The sequence below is a fragment of the Bacillus toyonensis BCT-7112 genome (genome assembly GCF_000496285.1).
Taxonomy (GTDB): Bacteria; Bacillota; Bacilli; order Bacillales; family Bacillaceae_G; genus Bacillus_A; species Bacillus_A toyonensis.
Genome location: NC_022781.1, coordinates 2,422,844 through 2,437,700, shown reverse-complemented (window position 1 = coordinate 2,437,700; position 14,857 = coordinate 2,422,844). Strand labels below are relative to the sequence as shown.

General features: G+C 38.9%; 15 protein-coding genes. 14 read left to right on the top strand and 1 reads right to left on the bottom strand.

The features are described from left to right. The first annotated feature begins 10 nt into the window (after window positions 1-10). The 6 genes from atpA (at window position 11) to BTOYO_RS12605 (ending at window position 6,323) form a co-directional block, all read left to right on the top strand. The gene (gene atpA / locus BTOYO_RS12630) at window positions 11-1,519 is read left to right on the top strand and encodes a F0F1 ATP synthase subunit alpha (RefSeq protein WP_000027515.1); all 1,509 of its coding nucleotides are present in this window, start codon (window positions 11-13) and stop codon (window positions 1,517-1,519) included. A gap of 246 nt (window positions 1,520-1,765) precedes the next feature. Continuing rightward, entirely contained in the window at window positions 1,766-2,626 is an 861-nt protein-coding gene (gene atpG, locus BTOYO_RS12625) for a F0F1 ATP synthase subunit gamma (RefSeq protein WP_000157703.1), read from the top strand. 241 nt (window positions 2,627-2,867) lie between these two features. Continuing rightward, complete coding sequence (gene atpD, locus BTOYO_RS12620) at window positions 2,868-4,277, top strand: F0F1 ATP synthase subunit beta (RefSeq protein WP_001032588.1); 1,410 nt, start codon at window positions 2,868-2,870, stop codon at window positions 4,275-4,277. 20 nt (window positions 4,278-4,297) lie between these two features. Beyond that, on the top strand, window positions 4,298-4,699 hold the full coding sequence (gene atpC / locus BTOYO_RS12615) for a F0F1 ATP synthase subunit epsilon (RefSeq protein WP_000847214.1): 402 nt from the start codon (window positions 4,298-4,300) through the stop codon (window positions 4,697-4,699). A gap of 140 nt (window positions 4,700-4,839) precedes the next feature. Next, window positions 4,840-5,625: a DUF975 family protein gene (locus BTOYO_RS12610; protein ID WP_000578812.1), complete on the top strand. Its 786-nt coding sequence runs from the start codon at window positions 4,840-4,842 to the stop codon at window positions 5,623-5,625. A gap of 44 nt (window positions 5,626-5,669) precedes the next feature. Beyond that, the gene (locus tag BTOYO_RS12605; RefSeq protein ID WP_000622474.1) at window positions 5,670-6,323 is read left to right on the top strand and encodes a DUF975 family protein; all 654 of its coding nucleotides are present in this window, start codon (window positions 5,670-5,672) and stop codon (window positions 6,321-6,323) included. Between the two features lie 92 nt (window positions 6,324-6,415). On the opposite strand, the gene BTOYO_RS12600 is transcribed toward BTOYO_RS12605, so the two are convergent. Further along, a complete protein-coding gene (locus BTOYO_RS12600; protein WP_000744967.1) occupies window positions 6,416-9,145 on the bottom strand; it encodes a putative bifunctional diguanylate cyclase/phosphodiesterase in 2,730 nt (909 codons plus the stop codon). 289 nt (window positions 9,146-9,434) lie between these two features. On the opposite strand from BTOYO_RS12600, the gene nuoA reads away from it, so the two are divergent. Genes nuoA through nuoK form a run of 8 tightly spaced genes read left to right on the top strand, consistent with a single transcriptional unit; the run spans window position 9,435 to window position 14,856 of the window. Further along, window positions 9,435-9,803 carry an NADH-quinone oxidoreductase subunit NuoA gene (nuoA, locus tag BTOYO_RS12595; RefSeq protein WP_000179269.1) on the top strand — a complete coding sequence of 123 codons (369 nt, stop codon included), beginning with the start codon at window positions 9,435-9,437 and terminating at the stop codon, window positions 9,801-9,803. Next, window positions 9,794-10,312 carry an NADH-quinone oxidoreductase subunit NuoB gene (nuoB, locus tag BTOYO_RS12590; protein WP_000236327.1) on the top strand — a complete coding sequence of 173 codons (519 nt, stop codon included), beginning with the start codon at window positions 9,794-9,796 and terminating at the stop codon, window positions 10,310-10,312. Before nuoA ends, nuoB begins: the two co-directional genes overlap by 10 nt. Beyond that, window positions 10,309-11,478 carry an NADH-quinone oxidoreductase subunit C gene (locus BTOYO_RS12585; protein ID WP_000070280.1) on the top strand — a complete coding sequence of 390 codons (1,170 nt, stop codon included), beginning with the start codon at window positions 10,309-10,311 and terminating at the stop codon, window positions 11,476-11,478. The genes nuoB and BTOYO_RS12585 overlap by 4 nt, the downstream gene beginning before the upstream one ends. A gap of 3 nt (window positions 11,479-11,481) precedes the next feature. Then, window positions 11,482-12,582: an NADH-quinone oxidoreductase subunit NuoD gene (gene nuoD / locus BTOYO_RS12580; protein ID WP_000621442.1), complete on the top strand. Its 1,101-nt coding sequence runs from the start codon at window positions 11,482-11,484 to the stop codon at window positions 12,580-12,582. After that, the gene (gene nuoH / locus BTOYO_RS12575) at window positions 12,582-13,583 is read left to right on the top strand and encodes an NADH-quinone oxidoreductase subunit NuoH (protein ID WP_000573426.1); all 1,002 of its coding nucleotides are present in this window, start codon (window positions 12,582-12,584) and stop codon (window positions 13,581-13,583) included. Before nuoD ends, nuoH begins: the two co-directional genes overlap by 1 nt. 25 nt (window positions 13,584-13,608) lie before the next feature. After that, on the top strand, window positions 13,609-14,028 hold the full coding sequence (nuoI, locus tag BTOYO_RS12570) for an NADH-quinone oxidoreductase subunit NuoI (RefSeq protein ID WP_000677189.1): 420 nt from the start codon (window positions 13,609-13,611) through the stop codon (window positions 14,026-14,028). Next, window positions 14,025-14,549 carry an NADH-quinone oxidoreductase subunit J gene (locus BTOYO_RS12565; RefSeq protein ID WP_001012818.1) on the top strand — a complete coding sequence of 175 codons (525 nt, stop codon included), beginning with the start codon at window positions 14,025-14,027 and terminating at the stop codon, window positions 14,547-14,549. The genes nuoI and BTOYO_RS12565 overlap by 4 nt, the downstream gene beginning before the upstream one ends. After that, on the top strand, window positions 14,542-14,856 hold the full coding sequence (gene nuoK / locus BTOYO_RS12560; protein ID WP_000100083.1) for an NADH-quinone oxidoreductase subunit NuoK: 315 nt from the start codon (window positions 14,542-14,544) through the stop codon (window positions 14,854-14,856). The genes BTOYO_RS12565 and nuoK overlap by 8 nt, the downstream gene beginning before the upstream one ends. Window position 14,857 lies beyond the last annotated feature (1 nt).

The window sequence follows — 14,857 nt, the reverse complement described above, 5'->3', positions numbered from 1 at the left end:
GGTGAAGCACATGAGCATCAGAGCTGAAGAAATTAGCGCACTGATAAAGCAACAAATCGAGAACTATCAGTCTGAAATCGAAGTTAGTGATGTTGGTACAGTTATCCAAGTTGGTGACGGTATCGCGCGTGCTCATGGTCTTGATAACGTTATGGCTGGTGAACTTGTAGAGTTCTCTAACGGCGTTATGGGGCTAGCACAAAACTTAGAAGAAAACAATGTAGGTATCATTATTTTAGGACCTTACACAGAAATCCGTGAAGGTGACGAAGTTCGTCGTACTGGTCGCATCATGCAAGTACCAGTAGGGAAAGAACTAATCGGTCGTGTTGTAAACCCATTAGGTCAACCAGTTGATGGTTTAGGCCCAATCAATACAACAAACACTCGTCCAATCGAAAGTCCAGCACCAGGTGTAATGGATCGTAAATCTGTTCATGAGCCACTTCAAACAGGTATTAAAGCGATCGATGCTCTTGTACCAATTGGCCGTGGTCAACGTGAGTTAATCATCGGTGACCGTCAAACAGGTAAAACAGCAGTTGCACTTGATACAATCATTAATCAAAAAGATGAAGATATGATTTGTATCTATGTAGCTATCGGACAAAAAGAATCAACTGTACGTAACGTAGTAGAAACACTACGTAAGCACGGTGCATTAGATTACACAATCGTTGTAACTGCATCAGCTTCTCAACCAGCTCCATTATTATACTTAGCTCCTTACGCTGGTGTAACAATGGGTGAAGAGTTCATGTACAATGGTAAACACGTATTAGTAGTATATGATGACTTATCAAAACAAGCAGCGGCTTACCGTGAGCTTTCATTACTATTACGTCGTCCTCCAGGTCGTGAAGCATATCCAGGGGATGTATTCTACTTACATTCTCGCTTATTAGAGCGTGCAGCAAAATTAAGTGATGCAAGAGGCGGCGGTTCTTTAACTGCACTACCTTTCATCGAAACACAAGCAGGGGACGTATCAGCTTACATCCCAACAAACGTAATCTCGATTACGGATGGACAAATCTTCTTACAATCTGACCTATTCTTCTCTGGCGTACGTCCAGCGATCGATGCGGGTACTTCTGTATCACGTGTAGGTGGATCTGCTCAGATTAAAGCAATGAGTAAAGTATCAGGTACACTTCGTCTTGACCTTGCATCTTACCGTGAGTTAGAAGCGTTCGCTCAGTTCGGTTCTGACCTTGATAAAGCAACACAAGCGAAACTAAACCGTGGTGCTCGTACAGTTGAGGTATTAAAACAAGGATTACACAAACCGTTACGTGTAGAGAAACAAGTTATCATTCTTTACGCTTTAACACGTGGATTCCTAGATGATATCCCAGTAGTCGATATCACTCGTTTCGAAGAAGAATTCCATGCTTGGTTAGATTCAAATGCAGCTGACTTATTAAGCGAAATCCGCACAACTAAGAAACTTGCGGATGACGACAAATTTGCAGCAGCAATTAACGGATTTAAAAAAGTATTCGTAGCTTCTGAGTAATTAATAAAAGCGGAAGCGGCTCGATTTGAATGTGAAGTGAAGCCACCGAGCATTCAAGCCGCTGGAGCTAGATAGTATATATAAAAGGCATCTCAGGTTCTGAGATTGCTGACGGTTATGTAGAGGAAAAGAGTAGGTGCACCTATTCTTTTCCTTCAATCATGAGCAAGAATATCTTGCAACGTAGATTAGGAAGAGGATTCTTACTAATCGTGCCAACTTCCGGAAAAAAGGTGGTGAAAACCTGTGGCATCTTTACGCGATATAAAAGCGAAGATTACCTCGACAAAGAAAACGAGTCAAATTACGAAAGCGATGGAGATGGTATCTGCATCTAAGTTAAACCGTGCAGAGCAAAATGCTAAATCTTTCGTTCCGTATATGGAAAAGATTCAAGAAGTAGTAGCGAGCATTGCGCAAGGAAGTAAAGGAATTAATCATCCAATGCTAAATGCGCGTCCTGTAAAGCGTACAGGATACATCGTTATTACATCTGATCGCGGACTAGCAGGTGGTTATAACAGTAACGTATTACGTACAGTTAGTAACGTGATTCGTGAACGTCATAATATGGATTCAAACCAATATTCAATTATTGTGCTTGGCCGACTAGGACGTGATTATTTAAAACGTCGCGGATTTAACATCATTGATGAAGTAGTTGGATTATCTGACCACCCATCATTTACTGATATTAAAGATCTTGCTTCTCGAGCAATTGCGATGTTCGCAGATGGTGCTTATGATGAGCTGTATATTTACTACAACCATTACGTAAGTAAAATTTCACAAGAAGTAACGGAAAATAAAATTTTACCGCTTACTGATGTGGCGTCTGACAAACCGACGACAGCTTATGAATTCGAACCTTCTGAAGAAGAAATATTAAAAGTATTATTGCCACAATACGCAGAAAGCTTAGTGTACGGTGCATTACTAGACGGTAAAGCAAGTGAGCACGCGGCGCGTATGACAGCAATGAAGAGTGCTACAGACAACGCAATGGAAGTTATCGATTCACTTACACTTTCATTCAACCGTGCACGTCAAGCAGCGATTACGCAAGAAATTACGGAAATCGTTGGTGGAGCAGCAGCGTTAGAATAGTAATAAAAAGTGGAAGCGGCTCGTCCAGAACAGGAGGGCATTGGAGCTCCTGACGAAGAGGCGTAATTTGCCTCACAGGAAGGCGCGAAATGACCGACTGTTCTAGCCGCTGGAACTAGATTCAATAAAAAGTGGAAGCGGCTCTGTCAAAAGAGTCGCATAAGCTATAAACTAATAAAAAATTAAAAGCCGACTTCTCTTAGAAAGCTGGCTAATTAAAAGAAAGCTAGGAGGGAACCCGATGAATAAAGGGCGCGTTACGCAAATCATGGGTCCGGTTGTAGACGTTAAGTTTGATGGCGGAAAGCTACCAGAAATCTACAACGCCCTTACGGTAAAACAAAGCAACGAAAACGGAGCAAACATTAACTTAACATTTGAAGTTGCACTTCATTTAGGTGATGACACAGTTCGTACAGTTGCAATGTCTTCCACAGATGGACTTGTTCGTGGCACAGAAGTAGAAGATACTGGTAAAGCAATCTCTGTACCAGTTGGTGATGCAACACTTGGTCGTGTATTTAACGTATTAGGTGATGCAATTGACTTAGATGGTGAACTTCCTGCGGATGTACACCGTGATCCAATTCACCGTCAAGCACCTGCATTCGAAGAGTTATCTACTAAAGTAGAAATTCTTGAAACTGGTATTAAAGTAGTAGACTTACTTGCTCCTTACATTAAGGGTGGTAAAATCGGTCTATTCGGTGGTGCCGGCGTAGGTAAAACAGTATTAATTCAGGAATTAATTAACAACATCGCACAAGAGCACGGTGGTATCTCTGTATTCGCTGGTGTAGGTGAGCGTACTCGTGAGGGTAATGACTTATACCACGAAATGAGTGATTCTGGCGTAATCAAGAAAACTGCGATGGTATTCGGACAAATGAACGAGCCACCTGGAGCACGTCAACGTGTTGCATTAACAGGTTTAACAATGGCTGAGCATTTCCGTGATGAGCAAGGACAAGACGTACTATTGTTCATCGATAACATCTTCCGTTTCACGCAAGCGGGTTCTGAAGTATCTGCCCTTCTTGGTCGTATGCCATCTGCGGTAGGTTACCAACCAACACTTGCAACAGAAATGGGTCAATTACAAGAGCGTATTACATCTACAAATAAAGGGTCTATCACGTCTATCCAAGCGGTATATGTACCAGCCGATGACTATACTGACCCAGCACCAGCTACAACGTTCGCTCACTTAGATGCAACAACAAACTTAGAGCGTCGTTTAACGCAAATGGGTATTTACCCAGCCGTAGATCCATTAGCATCTACATCTCGTGCACTTTCTCCAGAAATCGTAGGAGAAGAGCATTATGAGGTAGCTCGTCAAGTACAGCAAACTTTACAACGTTATAAAGAGCTTCAAGACATCATCGCTATCTTAGGTATGGATGAGTTATCTGAAGAAGATAAGTTAGTTGTACATCGTGCTCGTCGTATTCAATTCTTCTTATCTCAAAACTTCCACGTAGCTGAGCAGTTTACAGGTCAAAAAGGTTCTTATGTACCTGTAAAAAATACAGTTAGTGGTTTCAAAGAAATTCTAGAAGGAAAATATGATGACCTTCCAGAAGATGCATTCCGCCTTGTTGGTGGCATTGAAGAAGTTATTGAAAACGCGAAGAAAATGATGGCGTAAGGCCTTAGGGGGGACGAAGTATGAAGACATTTCCAGTCAGTATTGTAACTCCTGATGGACCGGTTTACGAAAAAGAAGTAGAGATGGTAAGTGTAAAAGCAGAGAGTGGGGAAATGGGGATCTTACCAGGTCACATTCCAACTGTTGCACCATTAAAAATTAGTGCAGTTCGTCTGAAAAATGGTGGACACACTGATTATGTAGCAGTTAGCGGTGGCTTTATCGAAGTTCGTCCAGATAAAGTAACTGTATTATCATCATCTGCTGAAGAAGCAAACCATATCGATATCCATCGTGCAAATGAAGCGAAGCGTCGCGCTGAGCAACGTATGCAAGACAAACAAGCACATGTTGACTTTAAACGTGCAGAAATGGCATTACAACGTGCTGTGAACCGTTTAAACGTTTCCGATATGAAATAAAAAAATCCGTAAAGGTAAAACCTTTACGGATTTTTTTTATTGTATTTTATGGGTAATTTTACAAAAATGGTATAATTGCATTGATGGTTGTATAAGTAGAGAATGTACAACAATTTATATTTCATAAAGGGGATGAATCAATGATCGGTGAAATGAAACGAGAAGCGTTGCACTCTTTAAAGGGGAATTGGGGACTAGGTGTTGGATCAACGATTTTATATTTTATTTTAAGTTATGTTGTTTCAATGGCTGCAATGCTTATACTTTTAATTCCAGGACTTATTCTATTTTTTTTAATTGTTAGCTTCGCTGGTTCAATTGAAGGGGAAACAATATCAATTGGAGCAGCTATTACATTTGGGGTATTTTATTGTATCATGATAATTTTGAGTAACGCATCGTATGGTATTACATCATACGGTTATACGAATGTATGTCTACAGATTAGTAAACGAGAAGGTGCTAAAGTAGATTACTTATTCGAAGGATTTCGTGGTTTTAAAAGAATGATGAAAACAATGTGGGCAATGCTTGCGATTTTGTTATATACAGGTACATGGATTCCGATGTTGTTAATAGGCTTATTTGCATTGTTAGGTGAAGAAGGGAATACGTCATTTGCAATTGCTTTCTTCGTACTATTAGCTATTTCAATCGTTGGCATGATTGTGATGTATTTTTCTTATGCAATGACGTACTATGTAATGATTGGAAATCCAGAATATAGTGTGTCACAAGCAATGAAAGAAAGTAAGGGTCTTATGAAGGGACATAAGTTAGATTTGTTTCTTTTATGGCTTAGTTTTATAGGGTGGGTTATTTTAGCGATTTTGACATTTGGAATAGGTTTTCTTTGGCTTAGTCCGTATATGGGTACAACGACATCTCATTTTTATCGCTATATTTCAAAAGATGAATTGCGGTAAGAACATGCTATACTAATAGAATTGTTACGTATAGGAGGCTAATTATGATTAGTGATTTAAAAGGAGAAGCGTTAGACTCTCTAGAAGGAAAATGGGGCTTAGCTGTTGGGGCAACATTATTAATTTCAATTCTTATCACGATGTTTAGTTTTAGTGTTAAGTGGGGATTTTCTTCAACTTTCGGTTGGCAAGATACAACTGGTTCATTTTCGATAGATATTCTTACACTTTTTGTTACCGGACCGTTAACTTTAGGGGGGTATTATCTGGCTTTAAATATCATTCGTGAAAAACAAGCTAGTATCGGCAATGTATTTGTTTGGTTTACAGAGGGGAAAAGATTTTTAAAATCATTTTTAGTATATTTATTAGTGAATCTTTATCTTCTTTTATGGACTTTACTTTTCATTATTCCAGGCATTATTAAATCATTTTCTTATGCGATGACGTATTTTATTATAAACGATCATCCCGAGTATTCATTGAATCAAGCCATTACAGAAAGCCGTCGTATGATGGATGGGCATAAAATGGAGTATTTCATTTTATGTTTAAGTTTTATTGGTTGGTTTATATTAAGTTGTATTACATTAGGGATTGGATTCCTCTGGTTAATTCCATATTTCTATACGACAGCTTCAGCTTTTTACGAAGAGGTTGCAGAAGAATATTACGAGAAAAAAACCCCAACAATATAAAGTGAAACTGTTGTCATTGGGGCTTTATTCATCCCAAAATGATAACGAACTTTCACTCTCGCAAATAGCAGGATAAAAACACCCAGTGTGAATTAATTGTTCATACTGGGTGTTTTTTGTAGAAATTTTATAAACTGTTTACTTGTTAAAGGTTTACTGAAATAGTAACCTTGCATATATTTACAGTTGTTTTTTTGTAGAAACTTAAGTTGTTTTTCCGTTTCAATTCCTTCAGCAATGACAGAGAGATTTAAAGTATTTGCAAGAGAAAGGATAGTGGAAAAGATGGCTCTTTCTTCAGGGCGATGATCGGCTAGTTGTGTAAATTCTCTTGGTACCTTTAATGTATCGATAGGGAAAATTGATAAATAAGCGAGAGAAGAATAGCCAGTACCGAAGTCATCAATGGCCGTTTGAATGCCATATTCTTTTAATTGCTTCAGTCTCGATAGTGTTTCTTTTTCATTAATCATCGCAATTCGTTCTGTTAACTCAAGTGTGACATGTTTTGGATCGACCTGCACGTCGTTTAATATTTGTGAAATGTTTTCGATTAATTGATTTTGTTGGAACTCTTTTGCTGATAAATTAACGCTTATTTTTAAATTTTGATAGCCAAAGGTATGCCATATTTTTAATTGGAGACAGGCTTCTTTTAATACCCAATGTCCAAGTGGAACGACTTGTGGCGTTTCTTCTACAATTGGAATGAACTCACATGGTGAAATGTCACCTAATAGTGGATGTTTCCAACGTATTAATGCTTCAGCGCCGATAATTTTATTTGTTGTCGTATCAATTTGTGGCTGATAGACGAGATAAAATTCCTTGTTTACTAAAGCGAGTGGCAAATCCTTTTCGATTCGAGCTTTTCGTTCTATTTTCTTATATAGTTCTTTCGTATAAAGAGAGCTACGATTTTTTCCTTTATTTTTTGCTTCGTACATGGCCATATCGGCATGTTGTAAAATAGAAAGTGGGTCTTCGCCCGCTTCAGGGTATATTGCAATCCCGATACTCGGTGAGATTCGTAAATGCTGATTTTCGATTTCGAATGGTTTGTTCATGGCCGCTACAATCATATCAGCTATTTTTTTTACATCTGTCCTTTTTTTATAATTTTCGATGAGGATTGTGAACTCATCTCCAGCTAGTCGAGCAAGTTTCATATGCTGTGTTGATAATCGTTCAAGCCTTTTGGCTACTGCAATTAATAGGAGGTCTCCCACCCGATGCCCGAGAGTATCATTAATAACCTTAAAGCGGTCTAAATCGAGAAACATAACAGCAAAGGAGCTTTTCGATATTTTTGCTCGTGCAATCGCCTTTTCTAAATATTGATGAAATGCACGGCGATTTGCAAGTTCAGTTAAAGTATCATGATATGCTAGGAAGTTAATTTGTTCTTGTTGTTGTTTGCTTTCCGTAATATCTTTAATCATTAAGTAGACCCCTGAAATATGATCCTTTAAAAAGATGGGAACAGCTGTAACATGCAAGTAGTAAATATCTCTGTTTTTGTGATACGCTCGTATTTCTAAAGAGATAGAATTCCCCTTTTTTACGCGATGAAAGGCGTTAATAATTTCTTCTAAATCTTCTTCGTATATGAGTGAGTAGTAAGGTTGATTTAATAATTCATTCGTTTGATACCCTAGTAAAGTAGTACCAGCGTTATTAACTTTAAGAAAATTGCCGTACAAATCTAATGTGAAGATTGGATCTGGATGGTGCTCGTATAAAGATTTAAACATTTGTTGGTTATGATAGAGCTCATTTTTTTGTTCTACTAAATCTTCTGTACGTAGTTCAATTTGTTTCTCGAGTTCCAAGTTGAATTGCATTTGGGCTAGTAATAATATTTTATTTTGTTTTCGAACTAAACTATGGCGTATGAGAACGAAAGTGAAAGTTATTATAAGCCCGATTACTACAATGGGGGCAAAAACATATTCGGCCAATATAAAAATAATAAGCATTACTACAGAAATATAAGGTAATGATAATCGGATTGATTCACCAAATTTAGGCGTTAATAGTACCTGCTCTTGTTTTTCAGGCTCTTTCGTATGAAGAATACAGGCGATTGCTGCTAGCACTAAAACCACTTGATAGAACGGAGTAACTGTAAACATAGAATACGCTGGTGTGAAATATTTTATATAAGCATAAATAGCATCTGTAGTAGCATACAAAATTAAAGCACTACCAAGAAGTGCACCAACTTGTTTTGGTAATAAGGATAATGGTCTGAATAAAAGGTTGATTCCAATTAAAAGAAAGAGTAAATCAGCCATTGGATAGGTAAGTTGAACAAATATATCGATATAGGATGTTGTGAAAACGTGAATGGTTTGCTCAATAAGTAAGTAGTAACTTAAAGTAAATTGGGCTGTAACGATAATACAAATATCACATATCATAAAAAGCTTTTCTAATAAGTCCCGGTTATAAATGATCTCGTATAGAAAGGCAAGTGCAAAGCTAATTAAAAAAAGTAGGTAAAAAAAGTCAGACGGATCAACAAACGTATAGTAGTCCTTTAAAATTAAACGTTGATAGGAAACAACTATATCACCAATGAAATAAGAGAGAGCCCCAACAGATAATATGATCCAAAATAAACGGGATAACCCTTGTTTCGTATTTGTAAAATAAAATATATAACTACAAGCGATAATATCAATTAATAGGGTACTCATTCCAATTAATATTTGAAAGGGAAATGAGTATTCATATAGAAAGAGCATGGCTACGTAATGAATTGCGATAGAAAACAATAAAATGATTATAAGAATACTTACATGTGTTTGTTTTTTCATTTATATCACCTACGGTATATACATATAAACTTCCCTTTTTATTTTTTGTGATTGCCTAAAAAATATATATAAATTCTATACTTATTTTGCACCGGTATAGCGAGTTATAAAAATAGATTTTAATAATTCTTGTTTCTGTCCTCAACATATCGACATAGGAATTTGAAGTTTGCTATAATAAATAAAATAGTTTAATTATTTAGAAAAATTTAAAAATAATATTTGTCGCAACTGGGACATATTGTTTACTAAGTGAACTTGTTCTTAATTCAGGGGGGAGGGTTTCACAATGGCAAGTGTATATGAAAATAATTATATGATCGTTTTGATTTTCTTGCTAGTAGGCATATTACTGCCGGTAGTGGCTCTTACATTAGGAAGGATGCTGCGCCCAAACAAACCAAGTGCAGCAAAAGCGACGACGTATGAGAGTGGAATTGAGCCTTTTCATGATGCAAATATTCGGTTTCATGCTCGTTACTATATTTTCGCTTTATTGTTTGTCATCTTTGATGTAGAAACTTTATTTCTATATCCATGGGCTGTTGCATATGACAAGCTAGGTTTATTTGCATTAATTGAAATGCTCATCTTTGTTGTAATGTTGCTAGTTGGATTAGCTTATGCTTGGAAAAAGAAGGTGTTACAATGGTTATAAATTTTGAGGCACTACATCCAAATGAGCGAGCGGAATTAGAGAGAAATATCTTTTTTTCTACATTGGAGCAGTTAAAAGGGTGGGCGAGGAGTAATTCTTTATGGCCGATGACATTCGGACTGGCATGCTGTGCGATTGAAATGATGGGAGTAGGTTCATCACATTACGATTTAGATCGATTTGGGTCATTTTTTCGGACTTCACCAAGGCAATCAGATGTCATGATTGTGTCGGGAACGGTAACGAAGAAGATGGCTCCTATTGTTAGGCGTTTATATGATCAAATGCCTGAACCGAAATGGGTTATTGCGATGGGATCTTGTGCGACTGCTGGTGGTCCGTATGTGAATTCGTACGCTGTTGTGAAAGGTGTAGATCAAATTGTACCAGTTGATGTGTATATTCCTGGATGCCCACCAAACCCTGCAGCTTTAATTTATGGAATTAATAAGTTGAAAGAGAAAATTCGTTACGAGGCAAAGACAGGGAAGCAGGTGACGAATAAATGAGTAATCCAAATAAAGATTTAGAGGATCTGAAAAGAGAAGCTGCTAGGCGCGCGAAAGAAGAAGCGAGAAAACGTCTTGTTGCGAAACATGATGGGGAAATAAGTAAGCTTGAAGGAGAAAATCAAGAAAAAGAGAAAGCGCTACCAAAAATTGATGGAATGACTGTAGAAGAAGCAAAACAACGTGCAGCCGCAGCTGCGAAAGCAAAAGCAGCGGCGCTAGCAAAGCAAAAAAGAGAAGGAACAGAAGAAGTAACGGAAGAAGAAAAGGTCAAAGCGAAGGCGAAGGCGAAGGCAGCCGCAGCTGCGAAAGCAAAAGCGGCAGCATTAGCGAAGCAAAAAAGAGAAGGAACAGAAGAAGTAACGGAAGAAGAAAAGGCCAAAGCGAAGGCGAAGGCAGCCGCAGCTGCGAAAGCAAAAGCGGCTGCGCTAGCGAAGCAAAAAAGAGAAGGAACAGAAGAGGTAACGGAAGAAGAAAAGGCTAAAGCGAAGGCGAAGGCCGTGGCAGCTGCGAAAGCAAAAGCAGCGGCGCTAGCGAAACAGAAAGCTTCGCAAGGTGATGGGAATTTGGGAGATGAAAAGGCGAAGGCAATTGCAGCAGCGAAGGCGAAAGCGGCTGCGGCGGCAAGGGCGAAGACGAAGGGTGCTGAAAGTGAAAAGGAAGATGTACCGAAGCAAGAAGAACCGTCCGTTAATCAGCCGTATCTCAATCAGTATGTTGAGGTTATTAGGGGTAAATTAGGAGGTAGCACATTAGTAGATTCCTATATTAATAAACTTTCAAAAGATGTACCAACTCTTGTGGTGGATCCTTCAAAATATTATGAGGTGATGGAGTTACTACGATTCCATGAGGGACTTGCTTTTGATTATATGTCAGAGCTACATGCGACAGATTTTGTGACTCATATGGAAGTGTATGTTCATTTATTTTCATATGGAAAGAAACAGTCTGTAGCGGTGAAGGTAAAGCTGGATAGAGAAGTGCCGCAAGTTGAATCGGTAACAGCGCTGTGGAAAGGGGCTGACTGGCCGGAGCGAGAAGCGTATGATCTGCTAGGCATTGCATTTAAGGGACATCCGAATTTATCGCGTATTTTAATGCCTGATGATTGGGTAGGGTATCCGCTTAGGAAAGATTATGAACCGTATGATGTGGAGGTGTAACTTATGATTCGTACGGAAGAAATGCTTTTGAATGTAGGACCTCAGCATCCGAGTACACACGGTGTTTTCAGGCTTGTTATTAAGATTGACGGTGAAATTATTAAAGAAGCTACACCGGTTATTGGGTATTTGCATCGCGGGACTGAAAAGATCGCTGAGAGCTTACAGTATACGCAAATTATCCCTTATACAGATCGAATGGACTATTTATCAGCAATGACGAATAATTACGTCATTTGCCATGCTGTAGAGACGATGATGGGACTTGAAATTCCGGAACGTGCCGAATACTTGCGAGTACTTGCGATGGAGCTGGGAAGAATTGCGAGCCATCTCGTTTGGTGGGGTACAAATCTTCTTGATATAGGAGCGGTCAGCCCGTTTTTGTACGCGTTTCGTGAACGAGAGATGATTATAAATTTATTAAATGAATTATGCGGGGCACGGCTTACTTTTAACTATATGAGAGTTGGCGGTGTGAAGTGGGATGCGCCGGATGGTTGGATTGAAAAAGTGGAAGAGTTTGTTCCATACATGAGAGAGCAATTGGCAGGTTATCACGACCTTGTTAGTGGTAATGAGATTTTCTTGAATCGCGTGAAGGGCGTTGGTATATATAGCGCGGAAGAAGCAATTTCGTATTCTTTAAGCGGAGCGAATTTGCGGTGCACCGGAGTAAACTGGGATCTTCGCAAAGATGAGCCGTATTCGATTTATGATCGTTTTAATTTTGATATTCCTGTTGGGAGCGTGGGAGATGCTTGGGATCGCTACGTTTGCCGAATGGAGGAAATTGAAGAGTCGTTAAAAATTGTAGAGCAAGCAGTCCAGCAGTTTCCAAAGGACGGAGCCGTACTGGCGAAAGTGCCGAAAATTATTAAGGCGCCTAAGGGGGAAGCGTTTGTCCGTATAGAATCACCACGCGGAGAGATTGGTTGCTATATCGCTAGTGACGGAAAGAAAGAGCCATATCGTCTGAAATTCCGCAGACCTTCTTTTTATAACTTGCAAATTTTACCGAAGTTATTGAAGGGTGAAAACATCGCCAATTTAATTACGATTTTAGGTGGAGTCGATATTGTACTTGGGGAGGTCGATGGCTAATGATTGAGACGCTCTTACAATCACCTTCAAGCTGGACGAATTTCTTCATTTTTTTCGGATTAGCAGTGCTTCTACTATTTGCAGTCCTTGGCTTCGTTACATATGGTATTTTGGCAGAACGGAAAGTGATGGGATTTATGCAAGGCCGGATTGGGCCAAACCAAGTTGGAGGGCGGTTCGGTTTACTGCAAACGGTAGCTGATGTTTTGAAACTATTATTGAAAGAAGATAGTATTCCGAAAGCTGCAGATAAACCGTTGTTCATATTAGCACCTGTCATTGCATTTGCGCCAGCATTTATGGTACTTGCGGTTATCCCGTTTACCGATAAATTTCAGTTCGCGGATATTGGTGTCGGATTGCTGTATTACATTGCTGTTTCTGGGATTACGACAATTGGTGTCGTAACTGGGGGATGGGCATCAAATAATAAATATTCCCTTTTAGGAGGGATGCGCGCGGCGGCGCAAATGATTTCTTATGAAATTCCGCTCGTAATGAGCGTAATTGGTATCGTTTTGTTAGCTGGTAGCTTGAATCTAAATGAAATTGTAGCGGCGCAGGAGAAAGTTTGGTACATTTTCGTACAGCCAATTGGATTCGTCGTTTTCTTAATCGCAGCAGTAGCAGAGTTAAATAGGACGCCGTTTGATTTACCAGAAGCGGAGTCAGAACTTGTTTCTGGATATCATACGGAATACTCAGGTTTTCGCTGGGCGTTTTTCATGCTTTCAGAGTATGTATATTTCTTCGGAATGGCCTCTTTAATTACAGTACTTTTTTTAGGCGGCTGGAACCCAGTTATGTTTCTTGGATTTATTCCAGGTGCTGTATGGTTTGCTTTGAAATTTAGCAGTGTAGTCTTTCTATTAATTTGGTTCCGCGTTACGTTCCCGCGTATAAGGGGTGACCAGTTAATGGAGTTTGGCTGGAAAGTATTATTACCAATCGCACTTGCAAATATTTTCTTAACGGCATTGATTAAGGAGCTATTCTTCTAATCTATGAAGGGGGTGCCAGTAAGAGATGAAAGGGTTATTTAAAGGTTTAAAATATACGCTGAGTAATTTGAGTAAGAAAAAGGTGACGTATGATTATCCAAATCAGCCGTTGCCATTGCCAGATCGCTTTAGAGGGATTCAAAAGTTTTATCCTGAGAAATGTATTGTTTGTAATCAGTGTTCTAACATTTGTCCGACAGATTGCATTCAATTGACGGGAAAGAAACATCCTGACCCTACGAAAAAAGGGAAAATTATTGATACGTATGATATTAATTTTGAAATTTGTATACTTTGCGATTTATGTACAGAAGTTTGCCCGACAGAGGCAATTGTTATGACAAATAACTTTGAACTCGCAGCATATTCACGTGATGATTTATTTAAAAATTTGCAGTGGCTCGACGAAAACGATGAAAACGTCAGGAAGGAGAATAAAGCATGAATGGCGAGTTTGTAGCATTCTTTATACTATCCTTGTCTGCAATTATCGGTGGTGTTCTCATGTTGAACTTAACGAAAGTAATGCATATGATGCTAGCTCTCGTTCTGACATTTCTCAGCATTGCAGGTTTGTACTTTCTTTTATCGGCCGAGTTTATCGGAGTTGCACAAATATTACTTTACTCTGGTGCAATCACAATTATTATGATTTTTGGCATTATGTTAACGAAACATAATGCGGAAAATGAATCACGTCTTACTCTTCGAAAATGGATTATCTTCTTTGCAGTTGTAGCATTTGGGGCAGTTATGTATTTCGCTGTTAATAGTATCGATTTTTCAAATGAAAGCACACAAGGAAGTTTACCTCTCCATGAAAAAAACACACTTCAAATCGGTACACTTCTCTATTCGAAATACATTATTCCATTTGAGTTAACCTCGGTTATTTTACTTGTAGCACTTGTTGGCGCGATTATACTTGCGAAGAAGGATGAGAAAGAGGAGGATTCCAATGAGTAGCGTTCCAGCTTCTGCGTATTTAACACTTGCGATTATTTTGTTTTGCATCGGTTTATTTGGAGCTTTAACGAAGCGAAACACAGTAATCGTATTAGTTTGTATCGAATTAATGCTAAATGCTTCCAATTTAAATTTAGTGGCGTTTAGTAAATTAGGTTTGTTCCCGAATTTAACAGGGCAAATCTTCTCGCTGTTTACGATGGCTGTAGCGGCAGCGGAGGCGGCGGTAGGGCTCGCCATTTTAATTGCTTTGTATCGTAATCGCACGACAGTTCATGTAGATGAAATGGATACGCTTAAAGGATAGC